Below are 20736 nucleotides of genomic sequence, written 5' to 3' on the forward strand. Positions count from 1 at the left end.
ACGCCTTTTTTTGAAATTATTTTTAGTAACACTTAAAATCAAACAGTTAAGCAAAAAGAAAGTTTTGAATCGCCTTAATCAAGGGTATCTTATATATAATAGACGTCTTCCAGAAGAGGGCTCGCTGTTGTAAAAATGAAGTGGAATTACGAGATACTCTTTCTGATTTTTTTTTATTCCCCTTGGTAAGCTTTACTGTAAAAAACTAAAAAGCCCCATCAAAACAGATTTTGATGGGGCTTCTATATAAAGTTCGTTTATTTTAAACTAAGCTGCCGGAGCATCATCTGTCTGTTTTAAACGTTTTTTCTTTTCAGAAGCATCTAAACTATCATACATGATAGGCGTCGCTATAAATAAAGATGAATATGTACCTACTATTACACCTACTATTAATGCAAACATAAATCCTCTGATAGAATCTCCACCGAAAATAAAGATTGCTAATAACACTACCAAAGTAGTTAAAGAGGTATTTAATGTTCTACTAAGGGTACTACTTAAAGATACATTTACTACTTTATTTAAATTCCAGCTTGTGTGCTCGTGGAAGTATTCACGAATTCTATCGAATACTACTACGGTATCGTTTAACGAGTAACCGATAACTGTTAATATAGCCGCTATAAAGGCCTGATCGATTTCCATGTTGAACGGCATAAATTTATAAGTTAAAGAGAATACTCCTAAAACTATTAATACATCGTGGAATACCGCTGCAACAGCACCTAAAGAGTATTGCCATTTTTTGAAACGGAATAAGATATACAAGAACACTACTATTAAAGATCCTAAAACAGCCCAGAACGATTCTTTCTTAATGTCGTCTGCGATTGTTGGACTTACTTTATAGGATTTCATTAAGCCTACCGTTTTGTGTTCATTATCACTAATGAATTCATCATAAGAAATTCCTTCTAAATGCGGTTGTAATGCTTTATATAGTGATTCTCTTATTTCTTCATCAACCTCAGCGCTTGTTTCGTTTACTTTATACTTAGTTGTAATTTTAACCTGGTTTGAACTACCAAACGTCTTAGCATCTGCACTTCCGAAAGCATCGGTTAATGTCGGAACTAATTCTGAAGGACTTACGGCCTGAGAAAAACGCACCTGGTAATTTCTACCTCCAACGAAATCCACACCTTGATCCAATCCATTAGTCACTAAAGAAATAATACTAACTACAATTAAAGATCCGGATATAATATAAGCGATTTTACGCTTCTTAAGGAATTCGATATTAATGTTTCTAAACAGATTTTTAGTGATACCTGTAGAGAAATCTAATTGCCCTCCTTTATTAACATACCAGTCAATCAATAATCTTGTAATGAAGATTGCTGTAAATAAAGACGTAACAATACCTATTAATAAAGTAGTTGCGAAACCTTTGATAGGTCCTGTACCGAAAACAAATAAGATTAAAGCTGTTAAACCAGTAGTAATGTTAGCATCTAAAATTGAAGATAAAGCATTACTGAATCCATCCTGAATAGCTTCTCTCTGCCCTTTTCCATTTCCAATTTCTTCACGGATACGCTCATAAATTAACACGTTCGCATCAACAGACATACCAATGGTTAACACAATACCTGCAATACCAGGTAAAGTTAATACGGCACCTAATCCTGATAATACACCAAAAATTAAAATGATGTTTAAGATCATAGCTACATCAGCAAAAGCACCTGCTTTACCGTAGTAGAATACCATCCATATCAATACTAAAACTAAAGCGATAACGAAAGAAACTTTACCACTATCGATAGCTTCCTGACCTAAAGAAGGCCCTACAACTTCACTTTGAATAATATCTGCTGAAGCTGGTAATTTACCTGCACGTAATACATTGGCTAAATCCACCGCTTCGTTTAATGTAAAGTTTCCAGAAATTTCAGAGTTCCCTCCTGCGATTGGACCAGTTGTTACTCCTGGAGCAGAATACACGATATTATCTAAAACAATAGCAATCTGACTTCCCTGAGAATAGGCTTTACCAGTCATTTCTTCCCAAATCTTAGCACCTTTAGCATTCATTTGCATAGATACCGCTGGTTTACCTAACTGATCATACTGTTGTGTTGCATTAGTAATTACAGCTCCACTTAATGGCGGTACATTTTCTCTGTTTCCAATTAAAGCGTATAAGTCTACTAACTCACTATTCTTTTCCGGCATACCAAAAGCAAATTTAGCATAACGTTGCTCTACAGGCAATAAGGCTCTAACATCCGGACGGTTTAAATAATCTAATACCGTTTGCTTATCTTTCTCGTTAAATTTAGCAATTACTGGTCCTCCCTGGTAGCCTTGTCCAACTATTAAATCTAATAATGGATTTACAGCAACAGTTGTCGAATCTGTTTCAGCTTCACCTAATAATTCATCAATCTGAGAATCGCTTTCAGAACCTTCTGTATCTGCTAATTCTTCAGTAGATTCTTTCTTCGCATCTACCTCAGCTTTCAATACATTATTTGCCTGTACAATAAAAGGAATTAACTGCTCTCCTTTATAGGCATCCCAGAATTCTAACTGCGCAGTACTTTGTAATAATTTCTTAGCACGTTCTACATCTTTAACACCTGGTAACTCCACTAAGATACGACCAGACTCTCCTAAACGCTGAATGTTTGGAGACGTTACACCAAACTCGTCGATACGCTTACGTAAAACTTCGAATGCTGAAACAATAGACTCATCGATTTTTCTTGAAATGATAGGCTTCACCTGATCATCTGTCATATCGAAAGTAATTTCATCACTTAAAGAACGGTTAGCAAAAATATCAGGAGACGCTAATTTTGTATCACCTTTAATTTTATCGAATGCTACATAAAAATCTTCTAAATATGTATTCTGGCTATTTTTCTGTAATTCTGAAGCATCATCTAATGCTTTGTTAAATACAGGATCGTTGGTATGGTTAGCCAAACCTTTTAAAATGTCTTTTACAGAAACCTGTAAAATTACGTTTATCCCTCCCTTAAGGTCCAGACCAAGGTTCATAGCCTTATCCTTAACTTCGTTATAAGTGTAATCTGCTACACCTAAATTAAACACCTTTTCGTTAGCAAGCGAATCTAAATACTTGCGTTCCTTAACTGAATCACCATTTGCGAAAGCTTTAGCATCGTCTTCTACACTGTTTGCCTTAAACGTAAAAGACAACTGATAAAGACTTACCAAACCAAACAAAATAGCGAATAGTTTTACTAATCCTTTGTTTTGCATTTTTAATTATTTATTAGTCAAATTTGTTAATCCGGGAAAACACACGGATCCCGTATTTCGAGTTTTTATATACTTAATTGAAATTAAATAACTGCTTGTAAAAAAAGCCTTCTGTTATTTAAAAGGAAACTGAAGTTATCTAAGCTCTAGCTTACAAAACACTTCAATTTTATTTGAAGAATACCGATTTTATAATGTTTTAAAATCGTTTTACACTTGGGGCCCTGCCCGTACTTCCGGTATAGAATTGGACGTATTATCCAATGTTAGAGCAATACGCTTATGAAACTTATACGCCGTATGAATCTGTGTTTCGACAGCTTCTAGGTGAAACACCGTATTTAAAACATAATCGCAGGAATTAAAATAATGATCTTTCCCCGCTTTAATAACAACTGCAACCTTCCCCCTTTTATCAAAAGAAATATCATGGTTACTGTGTAGTTCGTTTACATCTAAATTACAGGCAACCTCATCATCCTCCGATGGATAGTTTATAGGTAACCGGTGCTTTTTTGAAGATTTCAGTTTTAAAACCAAAGCCTGATTTTCAGATAGTTTAGTTTTAATACTTTCTACATCCGTATCACTGTAATATGTTAATTTTATTTGACCTACTTCCTCAATCACCTTTAGGTTTTCTACACCTATACGCTCTAATTGAGATTTTACTAAAGCTACAGCCTGAGACGCTTGTTCTCCGGTATGGGTTTTATTTTCAAATTGAAAAACTATTTCCTGATTAGGCACAACACCCTGCTTCTTGCTGACCAAGCCACCAACTACAGTTAAGATGACAATTAATGTACTTAAGTACCATCTGGATTTTATGTTGCTATTTGTAATGTTTTTCAAAGCTTAATTTCTACACCCAATACTTGTTATTGAATATAATTCAAGTTACTTAGGGTATATTCGGCGCCAAATATAAAAAATAAATGCGTATTTAAAGAAGACAAATAGTTTATTTACAAGAATAAAAGCGGGGTTTTATGTTAAAAAATCTATAAAATAAAAAAAGCCACCTAAACACTCGATTCAGATGGCCTATATTTTAAAAGAATTTCAGACTAAACTTCTAATAATCCATTCGTTTTCTTAACACCTTCTGCACTCGCCTGCATATGTGCTTTCTCTGCATCGCTTAACGGAATATCTACTATTTTTTCGATACCGTTCTTTCCAAGAACTACAGGAACACCAATACAAATATCCTCTAATCCATATTCACCTTCTAATAAAGTAGAACAAGGGAAGATTTTCTTCTGATCGCAAGCTATAGCCTGTACTAATCCACTTACAGCAGCACCTGGAGCATACCAAGCTGAAGTACCTAACAACTTAGTTAAAGTAGCTCCACCTACTTTAGTATCTGCAGCAACTTGCTCTAAACGCTCTTCAGTTAAAAATTCTGAAACTTTAATACTGTTTCTTGTTGCATGGCTGATTAATGGCACCATACCTGTATCGCTATGTCCACCAATTACCATACCATCGATATCACTGATTGGAGCTTCTAAAGCTTCAGCTAATCTATATTTAAAACGAGCAGAATCTAAAGCTCCACCCATACCTATAATTCTGTTTTTTGGTAAACCAGTTGCCTTATGAGCTAAATATGTCATAGTATCCATTGGATTACTTACCACAATTAGTATCATATTCGGAGAGTGCTCTAATAAACTTGAAGCTACATTTTTCACGATTCCTGCGTTAATACCAATTAACTCTTCACGAGTCATACCTGGTTTACGAGGAATCCCAGAAGTGATTACACAAATATCACTATCTGCAGTTTTACTATAATCGTTAGTTACACCTGTAATTTTAGTGTCAAAACCATTTAAAGATGCACATTGCATTAAGTCCATAGCTTTACCTTCAGCAAAACCTTCTTTAATGTCTAATAATACAACTTCTGAAGCAAAGTTTTTTATCGCAATATATTCAGCACAACTAGCACCTACTGCTCCTGCTCCAACTACTGTTACTTTCATTATTTTAAATTTTTAAAATTAAATTTTTGTCCTAACAAATTTAACACATTTAATACAACTAAGCCTGTTATTTTAATATTTAATACCTACTTTTTAAAAGTATTTCTGCCCCTTTTAAAAGTTTAACAAATTCAAACCTTTTCGACCTAAAATCACTAAATTTTAAAAACAAAAAAACGCCTGAATTACTCATTCAGGCGTTTTTAATTTATCTGCTTTTCTTAACGAATTAAGCGTCTATATTGGCATAAACTGCGTTTTTCTCGATAAACTCTCTACGTGGCGGCACCTCATCTCCCATTAACATAGAGAAGATACGATCGGCCTCGCTACCGTTATCAATATTTACCTGTCTTAAGGTTCTGAATTCCGGATTCATAGTAGTATCCCACAACTGCTCGGCATTCATCTCTCCAAGACCTTTATAACGCTGTACTCCGGCAGCCCCTCCAAACTCTTCAATAATCTTATCGCGCTCAGCATCACTCCAGGCATATTGCTTCTTAGCTCCTTTTTTAACCAAATATAAAGGTGGTGTTGCTATATAAATATGACCGTTTTCGATAAGCTCCTTCATATATCTGAAAAAGAACGTTAAAATTAAAGTAGCAATATGGCTACCATCAATATCGGCATCACACATAATTACTACTTTATGATAACGCAATTTAGAAAGGTTTAGCGCCTTACTATCTTCTTCTGTTCCAATAGTAACACCAAGTGCGGTAAAAATATTCTTAATCTCTTCATTTTCGAAAACTTTATGCTGCATCGCTTTTTCAACATTCAGGATTTTACCTCGTAATGGTAAAATAGCCTGAAATGCACGATCACGTCCTTGTTTAGCCGTTCCACCTGCCGAATCTCCCTCGACAAGGAATACCTCACATTTTGCCGGATCCTGCTCGGAACAGTCACTTAATTTCCCAGGTAAACCACCAATACTCATTACCGTTTTACGCTGAACCATTTCACGCGCCTTTTGTGCTGCATGACGAGCCTGAGCTGCTAAAATGACTTTCTGAACAATAGTTTTGGCATCATCAGGGTGCTCTTCAAGATAATCAGTCAACATTTCTGAAACGGCCTGACTAACCGAAGCAGAAACTTCTCTGTTTCCTAATTTTGTTTTGGTCTGTCCTTCAAACTGAGGCTCTGCAACCTTAACAGAAATAATCGCTGTTAACCCTTCACGGAAATCGTCCCCGGAAATTTCAAACTTTAATTTATCTGTCAATCCAGAACTATCAGCATATTTCTTTAATGTATGCGTTAATCCACGTCTAAAACCTGACAAATGAGTTCCTCCTTCGTGCGTATTAATATTATTAACGTAAGAGTGTAAGTTTTCTGAATACGACGTATTATAAATCATAGCCACTTCCACAGGGATATCGTTTTTCTCCCCTTCGAAAGCTATAACTTCATTTATTAAAGGCTCACGGTTTCCATCTAAGAACTTTACAAATTCCTTTAAACCCTCTTCCGAATAAAATGTTTCTCCTTCAAACTCTCCATCCTCCTTTACCGCTCTTCTATCCGTAAGTGTTATAGAAATTCCTTTATTTAAGTAAGCCAGTTCTCGCATTCTACTTGCCAGAGTATCGTAGCTATACTCAAGTGTTTGAGTAAAGATTGTACCGTCTGGTTTAAACGTAACTACAGTACCTCGCTTATCGGTTTCACCAATAGACTTTACCGGATATAAAGATTTACCTCGTTCGTATTCCTGTTCCCAGATTGTACCATCTCTAAAAACCGTAGCTTTTAAATGATCTGATAATGCGTTAACACAACTAACCCCAACACCGTGAAGTCCACCTGATACCTTATAAGAATCCTTATCGAATTTACCTCCTGCACCGATTTTCGTCATTACAACTTCCAATGCAGAAATACCTTCTTTTTTATGAATATCTACTGGAATACCACGACCGTTATCTTCTGTCGTTATGGAGTTATCCTCGTTTATAGTGACTTTTATAGTATCGCAATGTCCGGCCAAAGCCTCATCAATAGAGTTATCTACAACTTCATATACTAAGTGATGTAACCCTCTTACACCAACATCTCCAATATACATGGAAGGACGCATTCTTACGTGCTCCATTCCTTCTAAAGCCTGTATACTGTCGGCCGAATAATTGTGTTTTTTAGCTTCTTCGCTCATAAAAAATTATATGTTATTCTTAAATAATCATCATAAAAAAATGCCAGGAACGGCATTCTTTTCAACTCTTACAAATATACGTTTTTTAAAGCGTATTTTAAAGTATTTTCTTAATGCAAGCACAAAATTATCAACATTTGTTAATTACTCAAAACACGCTTAAAACAGCTAAAAACCACCTTAAAACTTAAATTCGACATTTTTATAACATTGTTAAAACGCAAAAAACCTCAAAACTGCTAAGAAGCGAAATTTTGAGGTTTCTAAAAACAATAAATTATAAAATAACAATTAAAAATTAAGCTTTCACATAAGCATCTGTATGCACTTTAGCCACTGCTCTACCACTTGGGTCGTTCATATTTTTAAAGGCTTCATCCCACTCTAAGGCTATTTTTGTACTACAAGCCACACTAGCCTCCTGAGGCACACTTAAAGCCGCTGCATCGCTTGGAAAATGCTCTTCAAAAATTGAACGATAGTAATATTCTTCTTTATTTTGAGGCGTTTGTATCGGGAATCTGAAATGTGCATTTGCCAATTGCTCGTCTGACACTTCTTCATTTACCACCTCTTTCAAAGTATCTATCCAACTATAGCCAACTCCATCGCTAAATTGTTCCTTCTGTCTCCAAACTACACTTTCCGGTAACATATCTTCAAATGCCTTACGCACCACCCATTTTTCCATACGTTCACCGTTGATCATTTTATCTTGTGGATTAATACTCATAGCCACATCCATAAATTCCTTATCTAAAAACGGCACACGTCCTTCTATTCCCCAGGCGGCCAAACTTTTGTTTGCTCGTAAACAATCGTACATATGTAATTTGCTTAATTTACGAACTGTCTCTTCATGAAACTCCTGTGCATTAGGCGCTTTATGGAAATATAAGTACCCTCCAAACAGCTCATCTGCTCCTTCTCCCGACAGCACCATTTTAATCCCCATTGATTTAATAACACGAGCCATTAAATACATAGGCGTACTGGCACGGATTGTTGTGATATCATAAGTTTCAAGGTTATAAATCACATCTCTAATCGCATCCAGCCCTTCCTGAATTGTAAATTTAATTTCATGATGTACTGTACCAATATGGTCTGCTACTTTTTGCGCCGCTGCTAAATCCGGCGAGCCTTCCAGTCCTACAGAAAAAGAATGCAATTGCGGCCACCAGGCATCGGATGTATCATCACTTTCAATACGTTTCTGCGCATATTTTTTAGCTATAGCAGATGTTACAGAAGAATCCAGTCCTCCCGAAAGTAATACACCATAAGGCACATCACTCATTAACTGTCTGTGCACTGCAGCTTCAAGCGCTTCTTTTACAGCTGCTATACTGGTCTCATTTTCTTTTACAGCCTCGTATTCTGTCCAGTCTCTCACATACCATTTTACAAACTCACCATCTTTACTAGACATGTAATGCCCTGGAGGGAATAATTGAATTTTGGTACAGTAACCTTCCAAAGCCTTTAACTCAGATGCTACGTAGAAAGTACCATGCTGGTCCCAGCCAATATACAACGGAATAATTCCCATATGGTCGCGAGCAATAAAATACTCGTCTTTTTCAACATCGTAAATAGCAAAGCCAAAAATTCCGTTAAGATCATCTACAAAATCAACACCCTTTTCTTTATAAAGTGCTAAAATAACTTCGCAGTCTGATTGCGTTTGAAATTCATATTTTCCCTCAAACTGCTTACGAATATCACGATGGTTATAAATTTCGCCGTTCGCAGCTAAAACCAGGTTACCATCTTTACTAAATAAAGGCTGTTTTCCTGAAGCCGGATCTACAATAGCCAATCGTTCGTGAGCTAATATAGCTTTATCATTGCTATAAATTCCACTCCAGTCCGGTCCGCGATGACGCACCTTTTTAGACATTTCTAATATCTGAGGTCTTAAATCATCTGTCTTTTGTTTTATATCGAAAGCACACACTATTCCACACATAATCTATATATCTTTTAAATTTTATTTCAATTTTAATTACGAAGCAAATATTATATTTAGATTTAAATATAAAAACAATATTAATTAATTTGATTACAATTTAAAACTAAAAAATGTTATTTAAACAAAATATAAAATCAAACTTCTAAATTAATTCTCAATAATATTAAATATTTAAACTAAAACAAATTTCCTTGAGCTTTATTATCTTTAACCACATAATCAATATCAATTTTACAACAAATGAAGAAATTATTTAAAACCTCTGCCCTTTGCATCGCACTTGCTTTTGGCGTATGTTCAACAATTCAGGCACAGGATTTCAAAGGACTGGATAAAAGTCCGATGGATGCTTCTGCATTTCCGAGCAGCTACAAAGAAGCAAACAAAACCATTAAAGTCGTGTATAGCAGACCGCAATTAAACGGAAGAAATTTAAGTGATTTAGCTCCTGAAGGCAAAGTCTGGAGAACAGGAGCTAATGAAGCTACCGAAATAACGTTTTATAAATCGGTTACTTTTGGCGACAAAACCTTAAAGCCGGGATCGTATTCCTTATTTACAATTCCAGGCGATAAAACCTGGACTATTATTTTAAGCTCTGATGTTAATGTATGGGGTGCTTATTCTTATAACGAAGCTCATGATGTAGCTCGTGAGAATGGAATCGTATCGACAGACACCGAATCTGTTGAAGCCTTTTCAATCGCTTTTACCGGAGACGACAAAAATCCAATTATGCATTTAGCCTGGGGTACAACTCGCGTTCAGGTACCTTTTAAACTATAAAATGAAAGACCTCAAAACAAAAAAGCCGCTTTTTAAAAGCGGCTTTTTTGTTGATATATTATTCTATATTAAGGAATATTCAAATATTTATGCGTTTGCAAAGACACCTTCCATTTTGGATTAGCCATAACGTAATCTACAATTTCAGGAATAACTTTATCGCGCTTACTCCACTCGGGCTGTAAATATAAAATACAATCTTTACCCACTTTAGCCGCTTGTTCTTCAGCAAATCTAAAATCGTCCTTATTGTAAATAATTACCTTTAACTCATTAGCCTTAGCGGACACTTCAGCTGTTGGCAGTTTTAGTTTTTTTGGTGACAAACAAATCCAGTCCCATGTTCCTGTTAATGGATATGCTCCCGAAGTTTCTATATGCGTTTGCAAACCTTTTGCTTTTAACTGCGTAGTTAAGGCCGTCATATCCCAGGTTAAAGGCTCTCCTCCTGTAACTACTATAGTATTACTATGAAGCGCTGCTTTTTCGACAATTTTAGACGTTTCTGTAGGCGGATGTAATTCTGCATCCCAACTCTCCTTCACATCACACCAGTGACATCCTACATCGCAACCACCCACACGAATAAAATAGGCAGCTGTTCCTTTATGATACCCTTCCCCTTGAATAGTATAAAACTCTTCCATTAAAGGCAACATTTCACCTTTATTTACCAACTCTTGAATCTCTTGTTTCATAGTGTGCAAAGATAGTTTACAGTTTCAAGTTTGCCCATAAAATGTTTAAAAGATTTACAGGCTATTAGACCAAGATTACTATTTTTATAGAAAAATCGATAATTATGAGTAATAGCGAGGCTTTTTTTGAGGAAATCACTCAGGGAAACACATTTAAAGGCGACTTTATAACACTTGGCTCGGCCATGTTAAACGAACAACCTTTAAAAAATGCATTTGTAAATATTCCTCTAAAAACCTTAAACCGACACGGTTTAATTGCCGGAGCTACCGGCACAGGAAAAACGAAAACCCTACAGGTTATAGCAGAAAATCTCTCAGAAAAAGGCATCCCGGTGTTACTTATGGACATTAAAGGCGATTTAAGCGGTCTGGCACAACCAGGGACTACAAACTCTAAAATTGAAGAACGCCACAACAAAATAGGCTTACCCTTTAACCCTAAAAATTTCCCGGTAGACATTCTTACTTTATCAGACCAGGATGGCGTAAGACTTCGCGCTACAGTAAGTGAATTCGGTCCGGTTTTATTATCGAGAATTTTAGACCTCAGCGACACCCAGTCGGGTATTGTTTCGGTAATTTTTAAATATTGCGACGACAACAAACTGCCTTTACTCGACTTAAAAGACTTTAAAAAAATATTACAATTTGCAACTCAGGAAGGTAAAGAGGAATTTGAAGATGCCTATGGCCGAATTTCAACAGCCTCTACCGGAGCTATTCTTAGAAAAGTAGTGGAATTGGAACAACAGGGAGCCGATTTATTCTTTGGCGAAACCTCTTTTGATGTTCAGGACCTATTGAGAATTAACGAAAATGGTCTTGGTTACATAAGCATTCTCAGATTAACAGATATTCAGGATCGCCCTAAACTTTTCTCAACATTTATGCTTAGCCTTTTAGCCGAGATATACACCACTTTTCCGGAGCAAGGTGACAGCGACAGACCTGAACTTATCTTATTTATAGATGAAGCCCACCTTATTTTCAAAGAAGCATCTAAAGCACTGCTTGATCAGATTGAAAATATAGTAAAACTGATACGCAGCAAAGGGGTTGGCCTTTATTTTGTAACCCAAAATCCAACCGATATTTCCGAAGCTGTATTAAGCCAGCTTGGTTTAAAAGTACAACATGCCTTACGTGCCTTTACCGCTAAAGACCGTAAAGCAATAAAACTTACAGCACAAAATTACCCTGATTCTGAATATTACGATACCGAAGACGTATTAACATCTTTAGGCACCGGAGAAGCTCTAGTTTCTGCCTTGGATGAAAAAGGTCGCCCGACACCACTGGCAGCAACAATGATGCGTGCCCCCATGAGTAGAATGGACGTTTTAACCGATAGTGAATTAATTCAGCTAATATCAAATTCCAAACTGGTAAAAAAATACAACCAGACTATAGACCGTGAAAGTGCCTACGAACTTTTAAACCAGAAAATTGAACGTATTGAAGCTGAACAGGAGAAGGAAAAGACAGCAAAAAAAACCAGCTCCACCCGCCGAAAAAGCACTGCCATGCATCCTGTAGTAAAAGTACTAACCAGCGCAACATTTATAAGAAGTGTCTTTGGAATATTAAACAAAGTGATGAAAAAATAACTATTTTCACACCCTCAAAACAAAACAACAAACAATTATTTTCTATAATGAAAAAATCTATCTTAAGTGCAGCTGCACTAGGTTTACTTCTTTTTAACTGTAGCACAAGCCCTGATCCGTTTTTAATTCAAAAAGACAGCATTGGCGAATTAACTACAACAACGCAGGTAAAAGATCTTGAAACCGTTTTTAAAAACGACTCTATAGTACAATACAAGCCGGGAAGTCCGTTTACAGGAAGTATACACGAAATTGAGGTTTTTGAAAAAGGAGGAAAAAAACTCTTAACGCTTACCCCTAGTAAACTTCAGGATTCTACAGCTGTAATTAAAACTGTACAGGTTTTAGATTCCAGATACAAAACAGATACAGACCTATCTACATTAAGTACCTTCAAGGATATTGTAGATCACTATAAAATTTCGAGTATAGACAACTTAATCAATTCGATAGTGGTATCTGTAGACGAATTAAATGCCTCTTTTACCATAGACAAAATGGAATTGCCATCGAACTTAAGATTCGACATGAATTTACATATTGAGGCGTCTCAGATTCCAGACAATGCTAATATAAAATACTATTTCCTAAACTGGTAATATTAAAGGCCTATGAAAACTTCACTTGTCTCCAGACTTCTTGTATTTATTGCTCGTAAACGCCTCGAGACAAGTGAAACTGTTTCTCAACCTACACTTAAACAGGTTGTCCCTTTAGTACGTTCTCTACAGGTAGAACTTAGTCACGCTATTAAAGAATACGTTTTAATTATAATTGGTGTATTTTCTGCCGGTTTCGGCCTTAAAGGATTTTTACTTCCAAACCGATTTATTGACGGTGGAGCTACAGGTATTTCTTTGTTACTGGAACATTTAAGCCATATTTCATTAAGTTATCTGCTTATTATTGTAAACCTCCCCTTTTTAATATTGGGAGCCAAAACTTACAGCTTAAAATTTGCTCTAAAAAGTATAGCCGCAATTACACTGCTGGCTTTTGTAGTACATTATGTGGAGTATCCTACAATTACAGAAGATAAATTATTGATATCCGTTTTTGGAGGATTCTTTTTAGGATTAGGTATAGGTATGGCCATGAGAGGCGGCAGTGTTATTGATGGCACAGAGGTTCTTGCACTTTTCTTAAGTAGAAAATTATCTATAACTGTAGGAGATGTTTTACTTTTAATAAATATTATTATATTTTCATTCGGAGCTTATATTCTATCTATTGAAACAGCATTGTACGCCATCCTAACTTATATGTCGGCCGCTAAAACTGTCGATTTTGTTGTTGATGGTGTAGAAGAATATGTAGGAGTTACCATTATTTCGGATAAGCATGAAGACATCAGACTTATGGTAACAGAAAAATTACGACGGGCCTGTACCATCTATTCAGGAAAAGGTGGGTATCAGGAAAATGTAATTAAAGAAAAGGATATTATTTTTACCGTGGTTACACGCCTAGAATTAGCCAAACTGGAAACCGAAATAGATAAGATAGACCGAAATGCCTTTATTATTATGGGTCTTGTAAAAGATTTAAGAGGCGGAATGATAAAAAGAAAACCTCTTAAATAATCGCCCATGAAAAAATTTACCATTCAAAACAATCCGTTTATAGTACCTACTACAGATGGTAAAACCATAAAAGAGCATTTTGGACTTGCCAGTACAGGCGACTCCAACATTAGCATAGCTTATATGGTAGCCCCTCCCGGATGGAGCGAACCTTTCCAAACTCCTGAATTTGATGAATTCACCTTTATTATTGAAGGAAAAAAACAATTTATAATAGAAGGCGAAACCGTGGTTCTCGAAGCCGGACAATCTATCAAAATAGAAAAACACACGCGAGTACAATATTCAAACCCTTTTAACGAAGCCTGTACATATCTCGCTATTTGCACCCCTGCTTTTTCTATGAATATGGTAAACCGAGAAGCCGAATGAAAAACATCGTAGTAAAAACAGTGGGCAGTTACATTAATGTTTTAGGCTACATTTCCAAACAATATGCTGCAGGAAAGGCCTTAAAGTTATTTACCAAACCCCGAAAAGGCAAAATCACAGAGGAGCAGGCTAGCTTCCTAAACACTGCCTTTACAGAAGAATTCAGTTATAAAGACACCCCTATAATGACGTATCGCTGGCCAGGGCATAAAGAGACCATCTTGCTGGCACACGGATGGGAAAGTAATTCTTCGCGCTGGCAATATTTAATCTGCGATTTAAAACAAAAGGGCTACACTATAGTAGCTTTAGACGCTCCCGGGCACGGCAATTCCGGGAATACCTATTTTAACGCTTTACTTTACGCCGAATTTATACATGTAGTATCCAAACGCTTTAGTCCGGAAATTATCATAGCGCATTCCGTAGGCGGTATGGCTGCTACTGTATTTCAGAAAAAATATCAGATAAAATCAGTTCAAAAGCTAATATTGCTCGGGGCGCCTTCAGAATTCAAAGACATTATTAGTCGTTATGTCGATTTACTTGGATATAATAATCGCGTCTCCAATCAACTTAATATAACTATCGAAAAACGTTTCGGCACCAAACCCGAGCAATTTTCTACAGCAAAACTCCTTAAAGACATTACAACCAAAGGGCTTATAATTCATGACAAACAAGATCCTGTGATTCCCTATGAGGATGCCCTCTTAATTCAGGATGAATTTAAAAACAGTACCTTAATTACAACCGAAGGTTTAGGCCATTCCTTAAAAGATAATTCAATAATAGAGCACATCAATCAATTCCTTGAAGCCTAAACTTATCGTATATTTGCGGCATGGAAACAGAATTAAAACGCATTAATAAATTTTTAAGCGAAGTAGGTTACTGCTCGCGCAGAGAAGCCGATAAACTTATAGAAGCAGGACGGGTAACTATTAACGGCGCAATTCCAGAAATGGGGACCAAGGTTAGTCCTACTGACCTTGTTGCTGTAGACGGAAAACCAGTAAACAATACCAAGGAAAAATTTGTGTATTTAGCGTTTAACAAGCCTGTTGGCATTGTCTGCACCACCGACACTAAAGTGGAAAAGGACAATATTATAGATTTTTTAAATTATCCAAAGCGTATTTTTCCTATTGGCCGTTTAGATAAACCCAGTGAAGGTCTTATTTTTTTAACTGATGATGGCGACATTGTAAACAAGATACTTCGCGCCAGTAATAATCATGAAAAGGAATATATAGTTACTGTAGATAAGCCTATTTCTCAGACCTTTATTGAGCGCATGGCAGGCGGTATTTATCTTGAAGATTTAAAAAAGACCACCAATAAATGTAAGGTGGAAAAACTGAGCACTTTTGAATTTAGAATTGTTTTAACTCAGGGATTAAACCGACAAATTCGTCGTATGTGCGCCTTTTTAAATTATGAAGTGCAAACCTTAAAACGCGTGCGTATTATGAATATTAAACTGGATGTCCCGGTGGGAGAATATCGGGAATTTACAGACGCTGAATTTAAAGAACTGCAAGTTTTAATCGAGGACTCAAAAAAAACTTTCGTACCAAAAAATCGTCCATCCAGAAGACAGAAACATTAATTACTATATTCTAAATTGGTAGACAGTGCAAACTTCACTAGTTCACCAATAGTATTCAGACCAAGTTTTTTCTTTATATTTTTCTTGTGCTTATCAACCGTATGCTGAGAAATATTCAGGCTACTGGCTATTTCTTTACTGGTTTTGCCCGAGGCTAATACAATTAAAACTTCCTTTTCCCGACAGGTTAGTTCTGTAAGCTTTTTATCATTTTCAATACTAACTGGTATATTTTTTTCCTGTCTTTTAAAGTTTAATACAGCCAGATCCAGAGTAACCTGTAACTGAGATTCATTAAAAGGCTTTAATAAATATGCATAAGGCAGGGTTTGCTTTGCCCTATTCATTATCTCTGAATTTTCGTAAGCCGTTAAATACACCACAGGCACAGCATAAGCTTTAAGTAATTCTTCTATAATTTCTATTCCATCCATACTGGTATTTAAATTTACATCGCAAATCACAACATCTATGGTTTGCGTATTATAAACCTCTGAGGCCGATTCATAATCACTTACCGTAAATACGCAGCTTGCTTTGTTGCGTTCCAAAGACTTTTTTATGTCCATTGCGACAATAAATTCGTCTTCGATTAATAAAATATTTTTCATAGCAATTTATATAGGTTAACAGGTTATCGTTATAACATTAGTAACCCCGTTGTTTACCGAGGTTTCCAATTGAGCATGCATCTGACTTACCATAGCATTTACCAGGTCCAGTCCCAATGACTTTTCGCCAACAGCGTGTAAAGCATAGCCTTTTCCATTATCGGATATCTCTATAATGGTGTCATTATTTTCTCTTTTACAGCCTATTTCCAAAACATTGCCCTTACTACTGTCTTCAAAGGCATATTTATAGGTGTTAGTTATTAGTTCGTTTACAATTAAACCTAAAAGTGTCGTATTTAGCTCACAGATGCACGGTTCCAGATTAAATTTTATCTGAAATTTTGCAGTTTCCTGATCGGATAAAAAACTTAACACTTTTAAGGAGAACTCTTTTAAAAACTTCGAAACATCCAATTTGCCTTCAACTGCAGTTAAATCATTTTGAATATAAGCAATAGTTAAAATCCTGTTTTTAGCTATATTTAAAATATCCTTAACCTGCTTATCATCCACATTATTCGCCTGCATATTTAAAAGGCTAGAAATAATCTGAAGGTTATTTTTAACCCGGTGATGCAATTCCTTCATTAAAAACTCTATGTTTTCCTTCTGCGCTTTTGCGATAGTATTCGATTCATTTAAAGCTCTGTTTTTCTCACTCAAATCCCTTGTTCGGGCCGCTACAATATTTTCCAGCTTAATTTTATCGTGTTTTAATTTAGAGGTCTTGTATTTATAAAACACAAAACTGGAAAACAAAACCAGTCCGGCTATAAGCACCTTAAACCAAGTGGTCTGATACCAAGGCGGAACAATAATTAAGGTTACTTTTCGTATGTTTGGACTCCACTCCCCCACATCGTTAGATGCCTTAATTTTTAAATTATAGGTTCCCGGATTTAAATTTGTATAAGTGACATTATTTTTCTTTGAAACCGGACTCCATTCGTCATCAAAATTTTCAAGTTTGTAGGTGTAGAGGCACTTTTGCGGATTCAGGTAATTTATTGCAGAGAAATTAAACGTTAATACGTTTTCATTACTATTAAAAGTGAGTGTATCCTGAAACATTTCGTTTCGCTCAACGGGCTTGTTAAACAACTCAACAGTTTCCAGATACACTTCGGGAAGATGAGGATTATCTACAATTTTCTCAGGATTAATAATATTAAACCCATTAATTCCTCCGAAATACAAATTCCCCTGTTCATCTTTATAAGACGACTTGGCATTAAATTCGTTATCCTGTAACCCATCTTCCTTTGTATAATTTTTAAATGTTTTTAATTCCTGATCAAACACAGACAGCCCATAATTGGTATTCATCCAAACCCTGTTACTAGTATCAAATAAAATACCATAAACAAAATCGTTAGGAAACCCCTTTTGCTTATAATACTGTTCTGTTTTCTGGGTAGCTGAATTTATGCAGGTTAGCCCGGAACTTGTACCTACCCAAATATTCCCGGTTTTATCTTCCTGCAGGGAAAACACACGATTATTGGTTAAATTATTCCCAACCTCAGCTTCAGCCAGAAAGACTTTAATGGTATTAGATGGCGAAATTCTATAAAGCCCTTCATCTGTACCCAACCATATATTATGTTTAGAATCTATTAAAGACACTCTGGCTCTGTTAATTTGTTTCCCGTTAAGCAAAACAGGAGAAAATTTTTCGGTTTGAGTATCGAATTCAGCTATACCGCCAGCCCAGGTACACACCCATAATTTATTTTCAGAAATAGGCAAAATTTCCAACACTTCATTATCTGGCAAACTATTAATACTATCCTTGTGTTTCCATTGTTTAAACACATCCAAACTATCATTATACTTCATAAGGCCTTCCGTGATACTTCCGGCCCAAAGTGTTCCATTTAAATCCTTACAAAACTCATAGGTTATACCGCCTTTCCCTGTATCATATAATTTATAAGTGTCATTCGCCAAATTATATTTTACCGTACCAGCGTACGTTCCCAGCCATAATATAGTATCATTACTCTTATACATAGGAAAAATACTTATGCGCTGATCGTTGTATATTTCAGGTAAATTCAAAGAATGACTTTTAAACTTATTCTGATATTTATTAAAATGAAACAGTCCTTCTCCTTCTGTACCAAACCAGATATTCCCCTTGTTATCGCCGATAATCTGAGACACGGGTAATACAGTGTAAATTTTATTATCCCTGTCATTTTTCAGCACTAATTGCTCTGACAGATCTGTAACCGAATTATATTTTAAAACCCCGCTATGCGTATATAATAAAAATTCAAACTCATTTAATTTATAAAATCCGTCAACAGAAACCGCGACACTGGTTTTTGTTACTTTATTGGATAATTTATTATATATATACACACCTTCGCCCGTGCCGATATAAATGTGATCGTTACTATCTAAAAAACAATTTACTGCAGAAGATTTCACAGTCGTTAATTCTTGCAGTTTTTTTGACTTCAGATTAAATTGTATTACACCCGAACTTGAAGTGGCCAACCAGTAATTTTCATCATCGATTTTTAAGACATCCTCAACTTTATCTTCAGAATCTCCTCCCTGGAGTTTTAGTATTTCATAAGTTTTCTTTAGACGATTAAAAAGTATGAAATGGTTTCTAACAGAAAACAACAAATAGCTTTTATTAACGACAAAGAGTTTATAGCCTAAGTTTAAATCTCTGGATGCCTCATCGGGAAGAATGCTGAAAAATTCATTTTTACTGCGCTTATAACCAATAATACCTTTGGAGTTCGTGCCTATCCACAGTGTATCGTTAACAGAAAGGAGTCCACGAATATGATCGTCTGGAATAGCCTTCTGATCTTTTGGATTTGCTATATAGTTTTTAAAATCATAACCATTAAACCGGTGTAAACCGTCTTCTGTGCCCACCCACAAATATCCCATATCATCTAAGGCCAGTACTTTTGTATTAAGTTGCAAAAGCCCTTTTTCCTGCCCTAAATAATTGACCTGCAATACTTCAGTTGTTTGCGATTGCGCATTAATAACCCAAAACAGGATTACCAATACAACTTGTATCGTTTTCAATTGTTGGTTAATTTAGCTTAGTTGGTGTATTAAAGCTAAACAATATATTGTAAAATCAAAATTTTTGAAAAAAATAAGCCCAATTCTAAGTTTAGAATTGGGCTTACATAAATTATAAAAAACAGTATACTAAACTGTTCCGTTTTTTCTATGACGTTCGCAGGCTAACAAGGTATTTTTTAACAACATCGCGATAGTCATTGGTCCAACACCTCCAGGAACCGGAGTAATATAACTTGCTTTTTTACTTACGTTTTCAAAATCTACATCACCAGTAATTTTATACCCCTTTTCTGTAGAGTCATCTGGCACACGAGTAATCCCAACGTCAATAATTACAGCATCATCTTTAACCATTTCGGCTTTAAGGAAATTAGGCACTCCTAATGCAGAAATTATAATATCTGCCTGAGATGTAATTTGAGTAATATTTTTAGTATGACTATGAGTTAAGGTTACGGTTGAATTTCCTGGAAATCCTTTTCTTCCCATTAAAATACTCATTGGACGACCTACAATATGAGAACGTCCTATAACCACTGTATGCTTCCCTTTTGTCTCTACTCCATAACGGTCTAATAATTCTAAAATACCAAATGGCGTAGCAGGAATAAACGTAGTCATATCCAAGGCCATTTTACCAAAGTTTGCCGGGTGAAATCCATCAACATCCTTATCCGGGTTTACAGCCAGCAACACTTTTTGCTCATTAATTTGCTCTGGTAAAGGCAATTGCACGATAAAACCATCAATATTAGGATCTTCATTCAATTCGTTTATTTTATCTAATAACTCAACTTCGCTTGTTGTGTTAGACATTTTAACTAAAGTAGATTCAAACCCTACGCGCTCGCAGGCCTTAACTTTACTTCCTACATACGTTAAACTAGCACCGTCGTTACCTACAATAATTGCAGCTAAATGTGGAACTTTTTCCCCTTTAGCTTTCATTTTTTTTACTTGCTCGGTAATTTCGTCTTTAATATCGTTACTAACTTTTTTCCCGTCTAAAATAGTCATCT

16 protein-coding genes are annotated in these 20736 nt (G+C 35.8%); 7 read left to right on the forward strand and 9 right to left on the reverse strand.

Annotated elements, in window-relative coordinates:
• Positions 1-267: 267 nt before the first annotated feature.
• From secDF to asnB, 5 genes are all read right to left on the reverse strand, one after another.
• Complete coding sequence (gene secDF / locus I3217_RS15010; RefSeq protein ID WP_435050592.1) at positions 268-3237, reverse strand: protein translocase subunit SecDF; 2970 nt, start codon at positions 3235-3237, stop codon at positions 268-270.
• 210 nt (positions 3238-3447) lie between these two features.
• Positions 3448-4092, reverse strand: coding sequence for a hypothetical protein (locus I3217_RS15015; protein ID WP_435050593.1), 645 nt, complete (start codon positions 4090-4092; stop codon positions 3448-3450).
• A gap of 215 nt (positions 4093-4307) precedes the next feature.
• On the reverse strand, positions 4308-5234 hold the full coding sequence (gene mdh, locus I3217_RS15020) for a malate dehydrogenase (RefSeq protein WP_435050594.1): 927 nt from the start codon (positions 5232-5234) through the stop codon (positions 4308-4310).
• A gap of 229 nt (positions 5235-5463) precedes the next feature.
• Entirely contained in the window at positions 5464-7404 is a 1941-nt protein-coding gene (gene gyrB, locus I3217_RS15025; RefSeq protein ID WP_435050595.1) for a DNA topoisomerase (ATP-hydrolyzing) subunit B, read from the reverse strand.
• Positions 7405-7702: 298 nt separating this feature from the next.
• Positions 7703-9376 (reverse strand): asparagine synthase B, encoded by a 1674-nt coding sequence (asnB, locus tag I3217_RS15030; RefSeq protein ID WP_435050596.1) that lies wholly within the window; start codon positions 9374-9376, stop codon positions 7703-7705.
• Between the two features lie 243 nt (positions 9377-9619).
• Between asnB and I3217_RS15035 the strand changes: the two genes are divergently transcribed.
• Positions 9620-10165: a DUF2911 domain-containing protein gene (locus I3217_RS15035; protein WP_435050597.1), complete on the forward strand. Its 546-nt coding sequence runs from the start codon at positions 9620-9622 to the stop codon at positions 10163-10165.
• Between the two features lie 68 nt (positions 10166-10233).
• Here I3217_RS15035 and I3217_RS15040 read toward each other — a convergent pair whose 3' ends face one another.
• Complete coding sequence (locus I3217_RS15040; protein ID WP_435050598.1) at positions 10234-10863, reverse strand: 7-carboxy-7-deazaguanine synthase QueE; 630 nt, start codon at positions 10861-10863, stop codon at positions 10234-10236.
• A gap of 104 nt (positions 10864-10967) precedes the next feature.
• On the opposite strand from I3217_RS15040, the gene I3217_RS15045 reads away from it, so the two are divergent.
• The 6 genes from I3217_RS15045 to rluF are packed head-to-tail and all read left to right on the forward strand — an operon-like array spanning position 10968 to position 16040.
• Positions 10968-12473, forward strand: coding sequence for a helicase HerA-like domain-containing protein (locus tag I3217_RS15045; protein WP_435050599.1), 1506 nt, complete (start codon positions 10968-10970; stop codon positions 12471-12473).
• Positions 12474-12520: 47 nt separating this feature from the next.
• Entirely contained in the window at positions 12521-13072 is a 552-nt protein-coding gene (locus tag I3217_RS15050; RefSeq protein WP_435050600.1) for a hypothetical protein, read from the forward strand.
• Positions 13073-13084: 12 nt separating this feature from the next.
• Positions 13085-14056 (forward strand): YitT family protein, encoded by a 972-nt coding sequence (locus tag I3217_RS15055; protein WP_435050601.1) that lies wholly within the window; start codon positions 13085-13087, stop codon positions 14054-14056.
• A gap of 6 nt (positions 14057-14062) precedes the next feature.
• Positions 14063-14428, forward strand: a complete 366-nt coding sequence (locus I3217_RS15060) for a cupin domain-containing protein (protein ID WP_435050602.1) — start codon at positions 14063-14065, stop codon at positions 14426-14428.
• A complete protein-coding gene (locus tag I3217_RS15065; RefSeq protein ID WP_435050603.1) occupies positions 14425-15252 on the forward strand; it encodes an alpha/beta hydrolase in 828 nt (275 codons plus the stop codon). Before I3217_RS15060 ends, I3217_RS15065 begins: the two co-directional genes overlap by 4 nt.
• A gap of 20 nt (positions 15253-15272) precedes the next feature.
• Positions 15273-16040 carry a 23S rRNA pseudouridine(2604) synthase RluF gene (rluF, locus tag I3217_RS15070; RefSeq protein WP_435050604.1) on the forward strand — a complete coding sequence of 256 codons (768 nt, stop codon included), beginning with the start codon at positions 15273-15275 and terminating at the stop codon, positions 16038-16040.
• On the opposite strand, the gene I3217_RS15075 is transcribed toward rluF, so the two are convergent.
• The 3 genes from I3217_RS15075 to I3217_RS15085 form a co-directional block, all read right to left on the reverse strand.
• Positions 16037-16651: a response regulator gene (locus I3217_RS15075; protein WP_435050605.1), complete on the reverse strand. Its 615-nt coding sequence runs from the start codon at positions 16649-16651 to the stop codon at positions 16037-16039. The genes rluF and I3217_RS15075 overlap by 4 nt on opposite strands.
• Positions 16652-16666: 15 nt before the next feature.
• Entirely contained in the window at positions 16667-19714 is a 3048-nt protein-coding gene (locus I3217_RS15080; RefSeq protein ID WP_435050606.1) for a ligand-binding sensor domain-containing protein, read from the reverse strand.
• Positions 19715-19843: 129 nt separating this feature from the next.
• Entirely contained in the window at positions 19844-20734 is an 891-nt protein-coding gene (locus I3217_RS15085; protein WP_435050607.1) for a bifunctional 5,10-methylenetetrahydrofolate dehydrogenase/5,10-methenyltetrahydrofolate cyclohydrolase, read from the reverse strand.
• Positions 20735-20736 lie beyond the last annotated feature (2 nt).

Origin of the sequence: Formosa sp. S-31 (assembly GCF_051172795.1) — a bacterium.
In the GTDB taxonomy this organism is placed as follows: domain Bacteria; phylum Bacteroidota; class Bacteroidia; order Flavobacteriales; family Flavobacteriaceae; genus Formosa.